Raw genomic sequence first — 16,668 nt, 5'->3', positions numbered from 1 at the left:
GGCATAAAGGGAACGGGCAACGCGGGTGTCTGTTCCCGCCTGTCGCCCGGCGTCATGCTTTAGTCAATAATATGGACATGACATTGACTGTTGTTATTCCAGGCAAAAAGCACCAGATGCCAGAGCCCTGGCGCTTTACGGGAAGGGTCAATTAAACCATTAAAACCGAGTGATTCCAGACGATTACGCACACCCCATGAACCGGGAACCCTACCCTCATTCACAAGGTTTTGCCATGGCGCAAGTGCATCTTGAAGATTAATGCCCGCAGCCAGTATGGCATCTGCACTCCGGAGATCAAAAATTTTATTCGCGATAACCCTGACTTTGACTATTTCAAGGCTGTCACTTCTGTTGCCACGGTGGGATTGCATGGCTGCCTCTACACCTGCCGGCGATGAGCTCAGGTACAGCGTTGGTTGATGGCGGTCAGAATAGCGCCCTGACGCTCTGGAGCCGGCTAATGCAAAGTGCCGGTAGGCCGGATCAACTGCGCGATAAAAGACCCCGTCAACCTCTGTAAAATGCGTGGTCAGATCCATAAATCTCCTCATTGTGTTCTGAGAAAAAGTCTGTCATGGCAGCAGCGTCGACTCTGCTTCGTTTAATGGCCTGATTTCCGGTCTGCATGCCTGTGCTGATACGGGGATAAACTTGATGCTGCTCAATATGTAGTCCGATCCGCGTTGCAAGGTCAACAAGCGAGGCGTATCACCGTCGATGGCACTTTTGCCATTCTTTGGGGACGGAAACATGGCTGACAGAAGACCACTTAATCCAGACGTCGTCGTACCTAAACCTGGTGGTGGCACACAACCTCGCGATCGCAACAATAACGGAAGGGTTCGTGAGAAACGCTCGGACGCAGGTAAATCGAGAAAATGATGACCGGGGCCACCTTGCGGTGGCCTTTTTGTTTTGTACGCTAAGCGAATTGGCAACGCAACCCTGCAAAAACTCTGCGAAATAACAGGCTTAAGAAAGTACTTAAAGCCAGGCAAAACAGACAGCCATGCAGCCATCCGGGCGTGTAAGTGGTTAAAATAAAAAAACATAAACATTGCCAAATCGAACTCGCTATGTCTTAATAGCGCCATCGGTTTGGAATACAGACCTTATGAAAGCAGTTTTAGTAAAGCAGTCCTCAGTTCAAGAGTTATCCAAAGATACCCTTCTTCGTGAGCCTCCTCCTAAGTGCCAAATAAGTCACTCTATAATCACAGGCCATTATCGCCGCGCTTCGTGGCTCATTAATTAAGGAAATATCAATGTCTAATAAAATGACTGGTTTAGTAAAATGGTTCAACTCTGACAAAGGTTTTGGCTTTATCACTCCGGACGATGGCAGCAAAGATGTGTTTGTTCACTTCTCTGCAATCCAGAGCGACAGCTACAAAACCCTGGATGAAGGTCAGAAAGTCTCCTTCACCATCGAAAGCGGCGCGAAAGGCCCGGCAGCTGGTAACGTTACCGCGCTGTAAGCCCCGCCCTTTATCAGCGGGCTTACCACAGCGATGAAGGCAAACGGCCTGAGCAGCTAAGCACGACTGAGAATAAAAACCCGCCTGGTGCGGGTTTTTTGTTGCCTGCATGTCGGGAAAACTGACAGCACTGCCGTAAAACAAGCATGGTGCTGTTTTGACAGGCCAGGAAACCAGAAAAGCGACATTGAGAAACATCCTGCCAGATGAATAAATATTGAGAGCCCGCCCACATTTAATTCTCTGCTATCGCCAAAGAACATAGAGCACTAATTAAAACCAGGCTAACCGGTAATTTTACATACCCGGCCATATGAATAATGGCACATATAATATATTCCCTCTAAGCTTTACCGTTGCCAATAAAACCTTTGCTGACTCATGATTACAACGGTTATCGAATAAAAGCGCCCTGCTTTTGTGATATCCATAATGCAATGTGCTTCATTTACATAAAATATATTTTTCATCTTTAATTTTTTCTTTTTTTCATTAAACAAAGCGCAGCAATTGTCGATAAGTAATTTGATAAGCCCTATCTCCAGCGTCCTCTTAAGAAGTGAAGACACCTGCAACCTGATAAGAAGTGAAAATGAAACCGTCTTTTGAATATTAAGAATTAATATTGAGGATACCTCTATGACAAAGCTGTTACCGTCAATAAAAAACCTGCCTGTTGCTGCCAAGCTGTTTGGTGGATTTGCAGTTTTGATAATTATCATTGTCCTGTCTTCACTTATTAGCATTCAGCAATCCAGCAATATCCGTGACCACGCGTTAAAAGGTAAATTAATTAATGAAATCAGTACGGAGCTAAACACTGCGCGGCGCAACCGTTTGACGTATCAATTAAACCACGATGAAAAATCTCTTGAGGCGAACAAAGTCGCCATTGAAAAAATGGACCAGAAAGCGGTTTCTGGCCTGGACTTCACCTGGGACGATGACGCCCGCGTGTTGTTTGATGAATTGCGCAGCACTATCCCGGATTACGCCACTCACCGGGACACGTTTGTTAAGCTGGAAAAAGTGACCGTCGGGCAGTCACAGAACCTGACATCAGCTGATATGAAAACCCTGCTCAATCAATTCACTACCCGCCTTGAGCAGCAGGAAACCACCACCAAAAACGAGATAGCGTTGCTGAACCGCCTCAATAATATCTGGACGACGGCGTATGAGATCCAATCATCGGCGGGTAAGCAAGGAATGGACATTTTTGCCCGTCAGTACGATGAAGCAACAAAAATGCTTAACGCTGAAAATGCGGCGTTTAGCGCTGAAGACAAAGAGATGGCGCAGGCGTTTCTCAGCGGCCTGCAGGGGCACGTCACAGCATATGCGGCTGCATTAAAAGAGTCGCAGAAGGCGGCGACAGAATTGACCGCCGTGGCAGAAAAAATTAATACCGTTACCTCGAATTTGGTTACAGGCCAGACGCAGAAAAATATCGATATCATTCAGCGGGTGATGATCATCATGGGCGTGGTTGCCCTTTGCGCCGTACTGACGGGGTTACTGGTCGCCTGGCTCCTTACACGGCAGATGACGCGGCAGATAAAACACAATCTGACACTGGCAGAACGTATTGCCGAAGGTGATTTGACCGCAACCATTGAACCTCAGTCAAAAGATGAACTGGGTCGCCTGACGCTGGCCATGGGCGTGATGAACGACAAGCTTCGCGAAATGATCACCCAGATAAAAGAGTCGGTGGTTCATGTTGCCAATGCCTCTTCGGACATTTCAGCAGGCAATACGGATCTGGCCTCCCGCACAGAACAGCAGTCTGCCGCCGTGGTTGAAACGGCGGCCAGCATGGAAGAGTTGACCTCAACGGTTAAGCGTAATGCCGACAATGCGCGCGAAGCCAGCCAGCTCGCGGTGCTGGCGGCGGAACATGCACGTTCCGGTGGGAAAATTGTCTGGGATGTCGTCAGCACAATGGAGACCATCACCGAAAGCTCAAACAAGATCACCGATATTATCAGCGTCATCAATGGCATCTCTTTCCAGACCAATATCCTGGCGCTTAACGCAGCCGTTGAGGCGGCGCGCGCAGGCGAACAGGGTCGCGGTTTTGCCGTGGTGGCGGGAGAAGTAAGAAGCCTTGCATCGCGCAGCGCCCAGGCCGCCAAAGAGATCGAAAGCCTGATTAAAGAGTCTGTACAACGTGTGGTGACCGGTTCAGAAATGGCCAATAAAGCCGGGACGACGATGGAGCAGATTGTCTCTTCTGTCACCAATGTGAGTGGCATCATGAACGAAATCTCAAGCGCCTCGGAAGAGCAGAGCAGAGGTATCGATCAGATTGGTAAGGCGGTCACCGAGCTGGATTCAACGACACAGCAGAATGCCGCATTGGTTCAGGAGTCGTCGGCGGCTTCATCATCTCTGGAACAACAGGCTGAACAGCTTGCACAACTGGTTTCGGTGTTCAAACTGCGTTCCGATACCGTTAAGCCGAAAAACAGCGTAGCGGCGCCTCACCGCAAGGTTGATCTGAAGCCCGCAACGTCGACCGGTCATAGTGCTGACTGGGAATCGTTCTGACGGTTATGACTTTCCAGTAAGTGCCCTCCTGATGAGGAGGGCACGGTTCACGGCCAAGTGATAAACGGTGGCGGCTTATTACCTGTCTGACAGCCAGGGTTCAACGATGGATACTTTCTGATTGTCAAAATCAATGGTGAGTGTTGAACCAAGGGGTAAAGTCAGCATCGGATGCGTATGGCAACAATCGAAACCATCCACGATCGGAACGTTTTCGTCACCTAAAACTTCGCGTAATACATCGTAAGGCGTCCGGCCGCTTCCGGCGTTATCGAATAATTCATGTTTACCAAGAAGGATCGCCCGTACTTTTTTAAATACACCATTGAGTTTCAGCATAGCGAATGAACGTTCAACGGTGGCAATGTCTTTTAAGCTATCTTCAATAAACAGAATGTCACCGGATCGTATTTCAGGCATCCATTCGCTACCCCAGATACCCGACAAAGTATTAAGGTTACCGCCAATAACGCGCCCTGTTTGTAACCCTTGCCCTATGAACCGGCAGTTATTCGCATACAGTGTTTTAGCGCGTACCGGCTCGGCATCATCCCAGTTAAGCCGTTCATCCGTCCATTTTTCCGGTAAAACATAGTCGTAGTGACCGTTATTCTGTCCGCAAAGTATTTCAATAAAAGCGTGATATGTGGCATCAACCAGCGGCGGAAATTCACCAAATGAAGCAACCAATGCCGGACCATAAAAGGTAATTAACCCTGTTCGCGCATAAATTCCCGCCAGTAACGCGGTGGTATCTGAATAACCGATGATTATTTTCGGGTCTGCTTGCAGGGCGTCATAATCAATATAAGGCAGCAAGGCGTTACTATTATTTCCCCCGATTGTCGACATCACACAGCGAATGTGCGGATCGCGAATAAGTTCGTTGAACTCCTGCGCCCGCTCAGCAATCGTACCGGAGCGATAGAAATCAGACTTGCCGGTCAGACGACCAGCTTTAAGACGAAACCCTTTCTCCTCCAGGAAGCGTTTTCCACGGCTAAACCGATTGGGTGCCGTGGTGGTTACCGGCGCTGATGAAGAGAAAAAACCAATGGTGTCTCCGACCTGAAGAGGCGGCGCCAGAAGAGGCTTGCTGAAGTTAATCACTGGGATCCTTGTCTGTACTTACCTGCCAGCTTGCGGGCAAACCTGTTTAGCACGCTTACTTAACGCCACGACTGACGGCCTGTTGCCGACCTGCCCGGCACTGATTTTTGCGGGCAGGAGCGAACGGTGCTGGCGCTATTTTTTCTTATTCAGCATCGATTTTAAATCGGCAAAGGGGTTATACGTTGCGGCCCCGACATCTTTTTGCGCGTCTTCCCCCGCCACTACGGTAGTGCCGAACTGATCGGCTTCCGTATATTTCGAGTGTTCGTGGTCATGGCAAAACAGACACAACAGCTCCCAGTTACTGCCATCTTCCGGGTTATTGGTATGGTCGTGATCGATATGGTGAACCGTTAATTCGCGCAGATTTGAATAGACAAACTCGCGGGAACAGCGCCCACACACCCACGGATAAATTTTAAGTGCTTTCTCACGATAACCGCTTTCCAGCCGCGCGTAGTTTTTTGGGATCAAAGCCATTGCCAGTGCCACCTGTTATAAAAAGATAATTTTCTACTATATCCCAAAAGCGACGCACTGGCGTAACCCGCGGCGGTGACTTTGCTCAAAGCACCGCAGATGGCCTGATTTTTAACCAGATAAACGCACAGCCGTTTTACCTCGCTCAAGCAACTGTGCACTGACAGCCGCTTTATCGCCGCTGCATCGCGGTTCGACACCCGGCAAAGATATCCAGTGCGGGTTGATAAACACGGCTTTGCACTGTGAACAGCCCGAGAATCGAGTGATAGAGATGGTCATGGCTATAGCTGTTGCTATCGGCATGGCTGCGCATACAGGAGAGACTGATCCCGGCATGCTGTACAAACGCGGGCGAAAGCCACATCACCAGCGGGACATGAGTTTGCTCCTCGGGCGCAATAATGTACGGCGTGCCGTGCAGGTACATCCCCCGCTCGCCCAAAGACTCACCGTGGTCGGAAACGTAAATCATCGCCACGTCGCGCTGTGCTGCATAGCCTTGCAACACCGTAATGGTTTTACCCAGCATCCGGTCGGTGTAGACCAGCGTATTGTCGTACGTATTGAGCAGCGCCTCGTTACTGCACTTCTCAATCTGATTGCTGTCACAGGTAGGGCTGAAGATGTTGGCCTGCGCCGGGTAACGTTCGAAGTACGTTGGCCCATGGCTGCCAATCTGGTGCAACACAATTAATGCATCCCCCGCCATCGCATCAATACGCGCTGTGAGCTGGTGCAACAACACTTCGTCATAACAGGTGCCATCTTTATTGACGCAGAGACCGGCAATGTTCTGTGCGGGCATATCATCGGTGGGCACGCGCGCGCAGATACCTTTGCAGCCGCCGTTGTTATTATTACGCCAGAGAATATGGATGCCGGTGCGTTGCAGGATGTCGAGCAGGTTCTCTTCCGTTGCGGCACGCACGTCGTTGTATTGCGAACGGGTCATGCGCGAAAACATGCACGGCAGCGAAATGGCCGTCGCCGTGCCACAGGATGAGACATGTTTAAAACTGATGATATCCTCGCGCTGCGACAGCGTTGGGTTGGTCGGGCGTGCATACCCATTAAGCTGGAAGTTCTGCGCCCGCGCCGTTTCCCCAACCACCACAATCACCAGTTTTGGCCGCTCCGCAACCGTACGCGTGGCATCTTCCGCCACCGTGCGTAAAGGCTGCGATTTCACGCTGTACTTGCGTTTCAGGTAGCCATTGGTATTGCGGACAACGTTAAACGGCAGCGCCTGGTCTTTTATCTGCATATTGTTGCGCAGCAGCGAAGCGTAATCCTTATAGAACGCCAGCGTCACGGCGGCAAAAAGGGTTAACGTCACAACAATTTGGCATAGCCACCAGAACAGGTGTTGTAGGGGACGGCCGATATTTTTGCCGGGCAGCAACACCATCGCCGCCGCCGGCACCACGCCCAGAACAAGTAGCGTAAGCACCAGCGGAACAGAAAGATACGAAGTGAGCTCAGCCTGATTCGTTTCAAAGAAATTCTGCACCATGCTGCGGTCGATCAGCACGTTGTAGCGCAGCATAAAATAGCTGCAACTGGCGCTGATAACGACCAGCGCCGCCAGCAGCGGTTTACGCAAGTACGGCAGCATCATTACCGGTGTCAGCAACACGTTAAAAAAACAGAACAGGAAAACCGGCAGGCTGATGACAAACAGCAAATTGTGCAGACTGTTGATCTCAATTTTGGACCACAGCGTTTGCCACAGCGCAATATTGCCAAAGGTGGTAAAGAACAGAGCGGCGACCCAGGTCAGTTGCACCGGGTTGAGCCGAAACGACGACAGACGTTGAAACATGCGCAATTCTCAATGGGTTAGAAATGTGCGCAGTATCAACGCCCCGGTGTCAGGAAGTTGTTAAGGTAGCCGGCTCCTTTTTCCCAAAGCCGGTTTTCTATGACTCGCCTGCTCATTATCGAAGATAACCCTGAGTTGGTGGCCAACCTGTACGACTTCTTTGAGCCGCTGGGCTACGTGCTGGATGATGCACGAGATGGTGCCACCGGCCTGCGTATGGCCACGCAGAATGACTACGATGCCATCCTGTTGGATCTGATGCTGCCACGCCTGGATGGCATGACGCTGTGCAGCAAACTTCGCCGCGAATATCAAAACCCGGTGCCGGTACTGATGCTGACCGCGCGCGATCCGGTCGATGACCGCGTGCAGGGTTTTGCGCTGGGCGCAGACGATTACCTGGTAAAACCCTTTTCACTCAAGGAGCTGGACGCACGTATCCAGGCGCTGGTGCGCCGCGCCCAGGGGCGGCAGGTGCAAGGCACGCTAAGCTGGGAAGATCTGCGGGTAGATACCCGCGCGCCGCAGGCATGGCGGCAAGGCCAGACCATCAATTTGACGCCGACCACCCACAAATTGCTGCTGAGTCTGATGCGCGCCGCACCCGGCGTCGTCAAAAAGCAGGAGATGGAGTACCTGCTGTGGGGCGACGAGCCGCCGGAAAGCGGCGCACTGCGCACACATATTCATGACCTGCGCCAGCGAGTTGACAAAAACTTCACATCTGCACTGATAGAAACGGTACATGGCATCGGTTTACGCCTGCACAAGCCTGGGGAGGCTTGCGCAGAATAATCATCAGAGGCAGAGCATCTACCATGAAATCCCTTTACCAGCAGATGACGCTCAATACGCGCATTACTGTTTCATTTGTGCTGTTGATGGTCGCGGTGATGGCATTTGTGGTCGTGGCTGAGCAACTCGACTACGACGAACTCCGCGCCTGGGCGATGGCGGAAAGCCTGCGCGACGAAGCCCCCCGGCTGGAAGAGGAGATTGCCAGCGGCATCCTCCCCGCTATGCCGCAAGGTAGCCAACTCTACAACGTGCAGACCGCACCCGATGCATTGCGCCAGTACACACCGGGCTATCATCGCCTGAAAGCACCCGACGAACAGCACTTACTGGTATTCACGCTGCATAACCAGCGCTACTACCTGCTGCAGGATGGCAGTCGTTATGCCTGGCTGGAGTGGATGATTGACGGTTTCGCGCCGCTTATCATTCTGTTGTGCGTGCTGTGCGCCTTCTGGATTGGCCGTTTAACATCGGCGCGCGTTACCGTTCCCATTACACGGCTGGCCAACGCCGTCGAGCGCAATCAAAAGCCGTTACCTTTCCAGGACGCGAACGATGAGATCGGCGTGCTGGCGCGCGCATTTGCCCAACACAGCGAGGAACTGGAGCGGTTTCTCCAGCGTGAGCGCTGCTTTGTCGGCGATGCCAGCCATGAATTGCGCACCCCGCTGGCGATCATTGGCGGTGCGGCGGAAACCATCATGCATCAGTTACCTGCCGACAGCCATCTGGTGCCAGGCGCGGAGCGGATCGTGCGCACCACCCAGGAGATGCAGCGCCAGTTGACGTGCCTGTTGCTGCTTTCACGCGATCCGCAAACCCTGCCCCGCAGCGAGGTCGCGCTTCGTCCTTTGCTCGAAGAGTGCATCGCGCGCTGCCAGCCCTGGCTGGCAAAAAAGCCCGTCGCGCTGATACTGGACGCCGCGGAGCAGACCCACATACAGACCAATGCTGAGCTGGCGCGCAGCGTTTTCTGGAACCTGCTGCGCAATGCCTGCCAGTACACCGCAGCGGGAGAGATCCGCCTTGCGCTGCATGGCGCAACCCTGACCATTTCGGACACCGGCCCTGGCCTGCCGTCGAGTATCGATCCGCGCCATTTTCAGCGCTTTCACTCCGGCATGCAGCAAAATGGCGAGGGGCTTGGTTTATCGATTGTGCAACGCATTGTGGAGCATCTTGGCTGGCGCATGACGGTCGAAAGTTCGGATCAAGGCTGCCGCTTTACGCTGGATATGCAGCGCACGCGCTAACCACGGCTATTTATTGCCAGGTTTCTGTTTCCGGTACGGTTTTGACAATTTCCTGACATCTCGTTTTGCATACTGCGCGCTCAAATCTTTCTTCAGGAGATGCACATGCAATCGTCAGGCCCCAGCGCAACTGGCAAATATTCTCACGGCAAAACCGGCATCGCGCGGATCGTCAGTACACTTATCTATTCGCGCGACGGTTTTCTTACCGCTGTGTATAGCGAGGCGGCGTTCCGCCAGCTGCTTGTTTTACATAGCGTATTGATGATTACCGCTTTGGTTGTCAACGTCAGCGGGGTTGAGCGCGCGCTGCTGCTCGCCGTGTGCTTTATCAGCCTGTTAGTGGAGTTGCTAAATTCTGCTATCGAGGCGGTAGTCGATCGCATTTCACTGGAGCGCCACCCGCTGTCTAAAAACGCCAAAGATATGGGCAGTGCCGCCCAAACGACGGCGCTGCTGATGGTCGCCGTTGTCTGGGGTGTGATTTTGCTGGCATAACCGTTACATACCGTCTGCATCGTCAACCGCATTGATGATGCAGACTTACCACACGTTTGCAGTCGACCGCCTTTCACACTCCCCTTCGCCAGCACGACAGAATGTTACATTTATGTATCACATGATTGACGTGAAAGCCGATTATTATCCCTTCTCACAGTTGTGAGATACGGCATCTGTTTTGTCTGCCACCCGCTGAAAGGGATAACAATACGCTTTCAGGATGCGGAACCCACCGATACTTCAGGAACGCTGCACCATGGACACAAAAAAGGCTTCTATGCCGTTACGATCGCTGCAGGCACTCTGTTTAGTGAATTTTTTCATGGCGGATGTCAGGGATGGCCTTGGCCCCTTTTTGGGGATATTTCTCACTGAACATCACTGGCAAGCCGACAACATTGGCTGGATGATGACAGCTGGCGGTCTGGCGGGTCTGGTGGCGACCATGCCTTCCGGGCTGGTCGCTGACGCCACCCGGCATAAGCGCGGCATCCTTGTTGCCTGCTGCTTGCTGATCACCGCCGCCACGCTGTTACTCTGGGCGTATCCGACACTTTTTGTCGTTGGTTTTTCACAACTTGTCACCGGCGTATCCGCCGCGTTTATTGCGCCGCTGTTAATGGGTATTACGCTTGGCTTAACCGGCTCGCCAGGGTTTAACCAGCAGATGGGCAGGAACGAGGCGTTTAACCACGGCGGAAATATGAGTGCCGCGATGCTGGCGGGCATTCTGGTGTGGTATTTCGGTACCGATGCCGTTTTTATTCTGATGACCGGCATGGCGATATGCGCAACGTTCGCGGTATTTGCTGTTCGCAATAACGACATTGATAACCGCGCCGCACGGGGGCTCAGTCACAATGAAGATCCGGCAACCGTCCCCCGACTTTCCGCGATTATCACTCACCCCGCCCTTATCGCGACCGGCGTGACGCTGATGCTGTTTCATCTGGCTAACGCGGCGCTGCTGCCGATGCTCAGTATGCGTGTGGCCTCCGCGCCAGGCGCGGAAATGAGCGCCGGTGTATATGCGGCGGCGACCGTCATTATTTCGCAACTGGTGATGATCCCCGTCGCCTTATTTGCCGCCGCCAGGGCGGGAAAATATGGTTACCCGCTGCTGATTACCGCAGCGTTGCTGGTTCTGCCGCTGCGCGCGGCGCTGGCCTGCGTCTCGGCCGGACCGCTTTTTATGATCCCGGTTCAGATACTGGATGGCGTGGCCGCAGGGCTGCTGGGCGTGGCGGTACCCGGTTATATCGTTAAATTGCTGGAAGGCAGCGGGCACACCAACGCCGGGCAGAGCTTTATCATGCTGTTACAAGGTGTCGGGGCCGCATTCAGCCCGGCGATGGCGGGAACAATTGCGGCGAAATACTCCTACAGCGTGGCGTTTGCCGTGCTGGGGGCAATCGCCCTGCTGGCGCTGGTTATCTGGTGGCTACGCCGGCTTTTTTCAGGAGTTAGTAAAGAGCGGCAGTATGAATGACGCGCGCCCCGGCGCGGCTGAAAAAGCGCGGCGGGCAGTCTCCGATTAATAGCGCGTTGGCGGCACGCCGAACATGGCGCGAAACGCAAAGGTAAACGAGGCCGGGCTTGAATAGCCAAGCTCCAGCGCCACCTGCGTCACGCTGCGTTTGTTTTTTAACATCACCACGGATTCCAGCAAACGCACCCGTTTTTTCCATTCGCTGAACGCGACGCCGGTCTCCTTTTTGAAACGACGTGAAAACGTGCGCACCGACATACCGCTACAGGAGGCCCACTGTTCGATGCTGTGCGCGTCGCCGGGCGTTTTCTGGATCTGGCTGCAAACTTTCGTCAACAACGGCGATACCGGCCAGGAGACCGATAACCCGGCATCGGGTAAACGTCTGAGCAGGGAAATCAGTACCTGCACTAACTGCGCGTCATCGCCTGCGTCGTCATACTTTTCCGGCACGTTTTGCGTGGCGTAGTGAATATACTCACGCACAAAATCACTCACCACCACCACCTTACTGCCGCTAAAGGGGATGGTGGCAAAATCGGCCTCGACATACAGGCTTTCCAGCAATACGTCGCTGCCGGCAAGAAGACGGTGCGGCATGCGCGCCGGGATCCAGACCCCATAAAGCACGGGCACCACCAGCGTCTTGCCTTCAATTTCCACCCGCATACTTCCCTCGCGCGCATAGAGAAATTCCGCGAACGGATGCTCGTGCATGTCCACGCCCGTATCGCCGCGTAAAGGGTAACTGCGAAAGTACACCGGGCGCGGCAAGGTCATCAGCACCGGCGCGGGCTGGCCGCTAATGGGCTGACGAGGCGGCAACACAAGCTTTGAGCACATAACAACCTGACCTCTATTCGATGAAGTTTGTCTTGATAGCACAGCGCAGGCAAAACGGGTTTCCTGAATAATGAACGGGTCATAAATATATTTCACCCGTTGTGAACAATTTACCAGCCAGCTGCCTGAGCGATAAGCCTTTTTCGCACTGACGGGCAGTGAATAACGGGGGAATTACCGGCTGAGCGCACGCTACGTTGAAGGAAAGATGATGGCTAACGAATGTACCGTCGATGTGATCAGTAAACCCGGCCACTGGCTGCGGATTGTCCAGGAACTGCTGTCCCAGGCAGGCATCATGATTAATGGTCCCGAACCCTGGGATATCCGCGTGCATGACGCGCGTTTTTTCAGGCGCGTGTTGCAGCAGGGTTCACTCGGGCTCGGTGAAAGTTATATGGAGGGCTGGTGGGATTGCAAACAGCTTGATGTGTTTTTTGACAAGCTATTGCGCGCCAGGCTTGATGAGCAGCGCCCGGCGCGTTTGGCCGACCTGATGCGCATCGCCGCGGCGCGCATCATCAACCCTCAGTCCCGTCGCCGCGCCTGGCAAGTGGGCGAAGTGCATTACGATCTAGGTAACGATCTGTTTAGCCGTATGCTCGATCCCCATATGCAGTACTCCTGCGGTTACTGGAAAAACGCCGATGAACTCTGCGCGGCGCAGGAGGATAAGCTCGCGCTGATCTGTGAAAAACTGCAGCTTAAACCGGGCATGACGCTGCTGGATATCGGCTGCGGCTGGGGTGGTTTAGCGCAATACGCAGCGCGCCATTATGGTGTCAGCGTTGAAGGCATCACCATTTCGGCAGAGCAAAAAGCCTACGCCGAAAGCCACAGCGAGGGGCTGGATATTCGCATCCTGTTGCAGGATTACCGCGATCTGGATAAACGCTATGACCGCATCGTCTCCGTCGGCATGTTCGAACATGTCGGGCCGAAAAACTATGCGACCTACTTCAACGCCGTCGATCGCTGCCTGAAGCCGGATGGTCTGTTTTTACTGCACTCCATCGGGTCGAATAAAACCCTGCATAATGTCGATCCCTGGATCAATAAATACATTTTCCCGAATGGCTGCCTGCCCTCCTTAAAACAGATTACCGAAGCCAGCGAGCCCTATTTTGTTATCGAAGATGTGCATAATTTCGGTGCCGATTACGACAAAACATTAATGGCCTGGCATCGCCGTTTTAATCAGGCCTGGCCGCAAATAGCAAGCAATTACTCCACGCAATTTCACCGCATGTTTAATTATTACCTCACCGCCTGCGCGGGCGCATTTCGCGCCAGAAATATCCAGCTCTGGCAAATCGTATTAAGCCGCGGCGTCACCGGCGGGCTGCGCGTGGCGCGCTAAAGAGATGATTAATCAGGCAAGCACAACCCCCTCGCCGCCTGCCTGAAATTAAAAATGACGTTATGCCGTTATCTTCGCTGGAAGCTAAATAATATGAACGTAAATTTTTTTGTTACCTGCATTGGGGACGCACTTAAATCGCGCATGGCGCGAAACAGTGTCCTGCTACTCGAACAGTTAGGCTGCCATGTTCAGTTTCCTGAAAAACAGGGCTGCTGCGGTCAACCGGCAATTAATAGCGGCTACATTCGTGACGCCTTGCCGGGCATGAAAGCGCAGATTGCGGCGCTGGAAATCAACGACTACCCGATTATCTCGCCTGCCGGTTCCTGCATGAACGCGATCCGCCACTACCCGGACTGGCTGGTCGATGAGCCGGAGTGGGCGATGCGCGCCGCAAAGGTTGCCAGCCGCATGGTTGATCTGACCTCCTTTATCGTTAACCAGCTTGGCGTAACCGATGTCGGCGCGCGCCTGCCAGGACGGGCGGTCTATCACCCCTCATGCAGCCTGTTTCGTAAGCTTGGGGTACGTGATGAACCGCTAATACTGCTGCGCGAGGTGCGTGATCTGGAAATTGTGCCGTTTGGCGCCCAGGAAACCTGCTGCGGATTTGGCGGCACCTTTTCGGTCAAAATGGCCGAAATTTCCGGCGAAATGGTGAAAGAAAAGGTCGCGCATATCATGCAAGCCAGGCCGGATTACCTGATCGGCGCGGATGCCAGTTGCCTGCTGAATATCGGCGGGCGTTTACAGCGTGAAGGCCAGAATGTTCGTGTGCTGCATATCGCTGATGTGCTGATGAGCCGCTAAGGAAACACTATGTCGCTAAAAACCAGCAATGTTCCTTTTTATGACCGGGTACAACAGCAAATTGACGATCCGGTCATGCGCCACGCCGTGGCCAACGCGCAGGATCGGATCGGTATCAACCGGCAGAAAATGGTCGATGAACTGGAAAACTGGCCCGACTGGCGCTCGCGCGCCGCTGAAATTCGTGCCCATGTTCTCGACAATCTCGATGCCTATCTTTACCAGTTAAGCGAAAAGATCCGCGCTAACGACGGTCACGTCTTTTTCGCCGATACGCATGAAGATGCCACCCGCTATATTTTGCAGGTTGCCCAGGAAAAGCAGGCGCGCAAAATCGTTAAATCGAAGTCGATGGTCACCGAAGAGATCGGCATGAATGCCGCGCTTGAAGCGGCTGGCATTGAGGTCGTGGAAACGGATCTGGGCGAGTATATTCTGCAACTCGCCAAAGATGCCCCCTCGCACGTGGTGGTACCGGCCATTCATCGGGATCGCCATCAAATTCAGCAGGTGTTGCGCGAAAAGCTGGGTTATAACGGCCCCGAAACGCCGGAAGCCATGACGCGTTTTATTCGCCAGAAGATCCGCGAGGATTTCCTCAGCGCCGACATCGGCATTACCGGCTGCAACTTTGCAGTCGCGGAAACCGGCACGCTCAGCCTGGTGAGCAATGAAGGCAATGCCCGGCTTTGTACCACCGTGCCGAAAACGCACATTGCCGTGATGGGCATGGAGCGCGTGGTGCCGACATTTGCCGAACTGGATATTATCCTGACGATGCTGGCGCGCAGCGCGGTTGGCGCCCGTCTTACGGGATATAACACCTGGCTTACCGGCGCGAAAGGCAGCATGGAGAGCGACGGGCCGGAATCGTTCCATCTGGTTATTGTCGACAATGGTCGCTCACAGGTGCTGGGCTCGCCTTTCCAGGACATCCTGCGTTGCATCCGCTGCGGTGCCTGCATGAATACCTGCCCTGCCTACCGTCATATCGGCGGACACGGTTACGGCTCGATCTATCCCGGCCCGGTTGGCGCGGTGCTCACGCCGTTGCTCGGCGGTTATGATGATTTCAAAAACCTGCCCTATGCCTGCTCATTATGTACCGCCTGCGATGATGTCTGCCCGGTGCGCATTCCGCTGTCGTCACTGATCCTCGAGCACCGCCGCACACTGGCGGAAAGCGGAAAAACGCCCGCTATGGAAAGACACACCGTTCATCTGTTCAATTACGCCAACCGTCACCCCCGGCTGTGGAAAGTTGGCATGGTCGCTGGCGCGCGCGCCGCCCAACTGATGATCCGCAACGGCAAAATGCCCTTTACCATCTCAGCCATCAGCAAGTGGACGGAGGCGCGCGATCTGCCCGCTGCCGATGGCGAGAGTTTCCGTGGCTGGTTTAAAAAACACCAAAAACAGCAACAAAACGGGGAGCAAGCCTGATGGAAAACCGTGATGCTTTTATGCAAAAAATTGCTGGTCGACTCGGTCGCGAACCGCGTCAGATACCGCAGCCGCTGGAGTTTGCCGGACACGCTCCGCTGACAAGCCGCTACGCCGGGCAGATCCAGCAGCACCCCTGCGACAGCTTTATCGAATACGCGACCACGGTTATGCAGGCTCACTGCGAAGTGGCTCCGCTGGCAAAAATTCCCCAGCTTGCCGAACGGATCTGTAACCAGTACGGCGGCGGCCCGCTGTTGATGAGCGGCGACGCCCGGCTGGCAAACATCGGGATCACCGCGCATTTGCAGAACACATTTCCAGCACATTGCTGGGATTCAGCCAGCGGAGAAGAGAATCTGCGTCGCGCCGCACAAGCCAGCATTGGCGTGGTCTACGCCGAATATGGTCTGTGCGAAACCGGCGGTGTGGTGCTCTTTTCCTCCCCGTCACAGGGGCGTGCTATCAGCCTGCTGCCCACCACCACCCTGTTCGTTATCTATAAGAGCAGATTGCTGTATGGCGTCACGCAACTGGCGCACGTTTTGCGCCAGCGGGTGCAGGAAGGCGAAACGCTTCCCTCGTGTATCAATCTTATCGCCGGGCCAAGTTCGACGGCCGATATTGAGCTGATTAAAGTCGTTGGCGTCCACGGGCCGCTGAATGCCGTCTACTTAATTATTGAAGATTGCTGATGCGGATAATCTGACAAATCC

At 53.7% G+C, this 16,668-nt stretch carries 16 protein-coding genes; 10 read left to right on the top strand and 6 right to left on the bottom strand.

The genetic code is table 11. From position 1 onward, the window contains the following. Positions 1-59: 59 nt before the first annotated feature. Positions 60-542 carry an RES family NAD+ phosphorylase gene (locus M8Q36_RS17085; protein WP_249881682.1) on the bottom strand — a complete coding sequence of 161 codons (483 nt, stop codon included), beginning with the start codon at positions 540-542 and terminating at the stop codon, positions 60-62. A 726-nt stretch (positions 543-1,268) separates the two neighbouring features. On the opposite strand from M8Q36_RS17085, the gene cspE reads away from it, so the two are divergent. Then, positions 1,269-1,481: a transcription antiterminator/RNA stability regulator CspE gene (gene cspE / locus M8Q36_RS17080; RefSeq protein ID WP_016495754.1), complete on the top strand. Its 213-nt coding sequence runs from the start codon at positions 1,269-1,271 to the stop codon at positions 1,479-1,481. 350 nt (positions 1,482-1,831) lie between these two features. Here the strand turns inward: cspE and M8Q36_RS17075 are convergent, their stop codons facing one another. Beyond that, the gene (locus M8Q36_RS17075) at positions 1,832-2,227 is read right to left on the bottom strand and encodes a hypothetical protein (protein WP_249882851.1); all 396 of its coding nucleotides are present in this window, start codon (positions 2,225-2,227) and stop codon (positions 1,832-1,834) included. On the opposite strand from M8Q36_RS17075, the gene M8Q36_RS17070 reads away from it, so the two are divergent. Then, positions 2,121-4,034, top strand: coding sequence for a methyl-accepting chemotaxis protein (locus tag M8Q36_RS17070; RefSeq protein ID WP_249881681.1), 1,914 nt, complete (start codon positions 2,121-2,123; stop codon positions 4,032-4,034). The genes M8Q36_RS17075 and M8Q36_RS17070 overlap by 107 nt on opposite strands. Before the next feature lie 78 nt (positions 4,035-4,112). Here M8Q36_RS17070 and M8Q36_RS17065 read toward each other — a convergent pair whose 3' ends face one another. The 3 genes from M8Q36_RS17065 to M8Q36_RS17055 form a co-directional block, all read right to left on the bottom strand. Next, positions 4,113-5,144 carry a S66 family peptidase gene (locus tag M8Q36_RS17065; RefSeq protein ID WP_249881680.1) on the bottom strand — a complete coding sequence of 344 codons (1,032 nt, stop codon included), beginning with the start codon at positions 5,142-5,144 and terminating at the stop codon, positions 4,113-4,115. 135 nt (positions 5,145-5,279) lie between these two features. Beyond that, a complete protein-coding gene (gene yajD / locus M8Q36_RS17060; protein ID WP_249881679.1) occupies positions 5,280-5,627 on the bottom strand; it encodes an HNH nuclease YajD in 348 nt (115 codons plus the stop codon). Positions 5,628-5,799: 172 nt separating this feature from the next. Further along, the gene (locus tag M8Q36_RS17055) at positions 5,800-7,452 is read right to left on the bottom strand and encodes a phosphoethanolamine transferase (RefSeq protein WP_249881678.1); all 1,653 of its coding nucleotides are present in this window, start codon (positions 7,450-7,452) and stop codon (positions 5,800-5,802) included. A 99-nt stretch (positions 7,453-7,551) separates the two neighbouring features. Here M8Q36_RS17055 and M8Q36_RS17050 point away from each other — a divergent pair, with 99 nt between their 5' ends. From M8Q36_RS17050 to M8Q36_RS17035, 4 genes are all read left to right on the top strand, one after another. Further along, positions 7,552-8,247: a response regulator transcription factor gene (locus M8Q36_RS17050; RefSeq protein ID WP_249881677.1), complete on the top strand. Its 696-nt coding sequence runs from the start codon at positions 7,552-7,554 to the stop codon at positions 8,245-8,247. Between the two features lie 23 nt (positions 8,248-8,270). Then, on the top strand, positions 8,271-9,503 hold the full coding sequence (locus tag M8Q36_RS17045) for a sensor histidine kinase (RefSeq protein WP_249881676.1): 1,233 nt from the start codon (positions 8,271-8,273) through the stop codon (positions 9,501-9,503). Between the two features lie 105 nt (positions 9,504-9,608). Next, positions 9,609-10,001 carry a diacylglycerol kinase gene (locus M8Q36_RS17040; RefSeq protein WP_249881675.1) on the top strand — a complete coding sequence of 131 codons (393 nt, stop codon included), beginning with the start codon at positions 9,609-9,611 and terminating at the stop codon, positions 9,999-10,001. Between the two features lie 280 nt (positions 10,002-10,281). Next, positions 10,282-11,493, top strand: a complete 1,212-nt coding sequence (locus tag M8Q36_RS17035) for an MFS transporter (RefSeq protein WP_249882795.1) — start codon at positions 10,282-10,284, stop codon at positions 11,491-11,493. Positions 11,494-11,538: 45 nt separating this feature from the next. On the opposite strand, the gene M8Q36_RS17030 is transcribed toward M8Q36_RS17035, so the two are convergent. Beyond that, complete coding sequence (locus M8Q36_RS17030) at positions 11,539-12,336, bottom strand: helix-turn-helix domain-containing protein (RefSeq protein WP_249881674.1); 798 nt, start codon at positions 12,334-12,336, stop codon at positions 11,539-11,541. Positions 12,337-12,547: 211 nt separating this feature from the next. Between M8Q36_RS17030 and cfa the strand changes: the two genes are divergently transcribed. The 4 genes from cfa (at position 12,548) to M8Q36_RS17010 (ending at position 16,647) form a co-directional block, all read left to right on the top strand. Next, entirely contained in the window at positions 12,548-13,696 is a 1,149-nt protein-coding gene (gene cfa, locus M8Q36_RS17025) for a cyclopropane fatty acyl phospholipid synthase (RefSeq protein ID WP_249882794.1), read from the top strand. Positions 13,697-13,789: 93 nt separating this feature from the next. Then, positions 13,790-14,509 carry a (Fe-S)-binding protein gene (locus M8Q36_RS17020; RefSeq protein ID WP_249881673.1) on the top strand — a complete coding sequence of 240 codons (720 nt, stop codon included), beginning with the start codon at positions 13,790-13,792 and terminating at the stop codon, positions 14,507-14,509. A gap of 9 nt (positions 14,510-14,518) precedes the next feature. Continuing rightward, complete coding sequence (locus M8Q36_RS17015; RefSeq protein WP_249881672.1) at positions 14,519-15,952, top strand: LutB/LldF family L-lactate oxidation iron-sulfur protein; 1,434 nt, start codon at positions 14,519-14,521, stop codon at positions 15,950-15,952. Continuing rightward, positions 15,952-16,647 (top strand): LutC/YkgG family protein, encoded by a 696-nt coding sequence (locus M8Q36_RS17010; protein ID WP_249881671.1) that lies wholly within the window; start codon positions 15,952-15,954, stop codon positions 16,645-16,647. The genes M8Q36_RS17015 and M8Q36_RS17010 overlap by 1 nt, the downstream gene beginning before the upstream one ends. The last annotated feature ends 21 nt before the right edge of the window (positions 16,648-16,668 follow it).

Origin of the sequence: Kosakonia sp. R1.Fl, assembly GCF_023516815.1 — a bacterium.
Lineage (GTDB): Bacteria > Pseudomonadota > Gammaproteobacteria > Enterobacterales > Enterobacteriaceae > Kosakonia.
This window is presented reverse-complemented; position numbering and strand designations above follow the sequence as displayed.

Bases quoted from the DNA above. Each gene is read 5' to 3' on its own strand.
- M8Q36_RS17030 (WP_249881674.1), bottom strand. From the start codon at position 12,336: ATGTGCTCAAAGCTTGTGTTGCCGCCTCGTCAGCCCATTAGCGGCCAG.
- M8Q36_RS17085 (WP_249881682.1), bottom strand. From the start codon at position 542: ATGGATCTGACCACGCATTTTACAGAGGTTGACGGGGTCTTTTATCGC.
- M8Q36_RS17070 (WP_249881681.1), top strand. From the start codon at position 2,121: ATGACAAAGCTGTTACCGTCAATAAAAAACCTGCCTGTTGCTGCCAAG.
- yajD (WP_249881679.1), bottom strand. From the start codon at position 5,627: ATGGCTTTGATCCCAAAAAACTACGCGCGGCTGGAAAGCGGTTATCGT.
- cspE (WP_016495754.1), top strand. From the start codon at position 1,269: ATGTCTAATAAAATGACTGGTTTAGTAAAATGGTTCAACTCTGACAAA.
- M8Q36_RS17010 (WP_249881671.1), top strand. From the start codon at position 15,952: ATGGAAAACCGTGATGCTTTTATGCAAAAAATTGCTGGTCGACTCGGT.
- M8Q36_RS17075 (WP_249882851.1), bottom strand. From the start codon at position 2,227: ATGCTAATAAGTGAAGACAGGACAATGATAATTATCAAAACTGCAAAT.
- M8Q36_RS17035 (WP_249882795.1), top strand. From the start codon at position 10,282: ATGCCGTTACGATCGCTGCAGGCACTCTGTTTAGTGAATTTTTTCATG.
- M8Q36_RS17055 (WP_249881678.1), bottom strand. From the start codon at position 7,452: ATGTTTCAACGTCTGTCGTCGTTTCGGCTCAACCCGGTGCAACTGACC.
- M8Q36_RS17045 (WP_249881676.1), top strand. From the start codon at position 8,271: ATGAAATCCCTTTACCAGCAGATGACGCTCAATACGCGCATTACTGTT.
- M8Q36_RS17020 (WP_249881673.1), top strand. From the start codon at position 13,790: ATGAACGTAAATTTTTTTGTTACCTGCATTGGGGACGCACTTAAATCG.
- M8Q36_RS17015 (WP_249881672.1), top strand. From the start codon at position 14,519: ATGTCGCTAAAAACCAGCAATGTTCCTTTTTATGACCGGGTACAACAG.
- cfa (WP_249882794.1), top strand. From the start codon at position 12,548: ATGGCTAACGAATGTACCGTCGATGTGATCAGTAAACCCGGCCACTGG.
- M8Q36_RS17040 (WP_249881675.1), top strand. From the start codon at position 9,609: ATGCAATCGTCAGGCCCCAGCGCAACTGGCAAATATTCTCACGGCAAA.
- M8Q36_RS17050 (WP_249881677.1), top strand. From the start codon at position 7,552: ATGACTCGCCTGCTCATTATCGAAGATAACCCTGAGTTGGTGGCCAAC.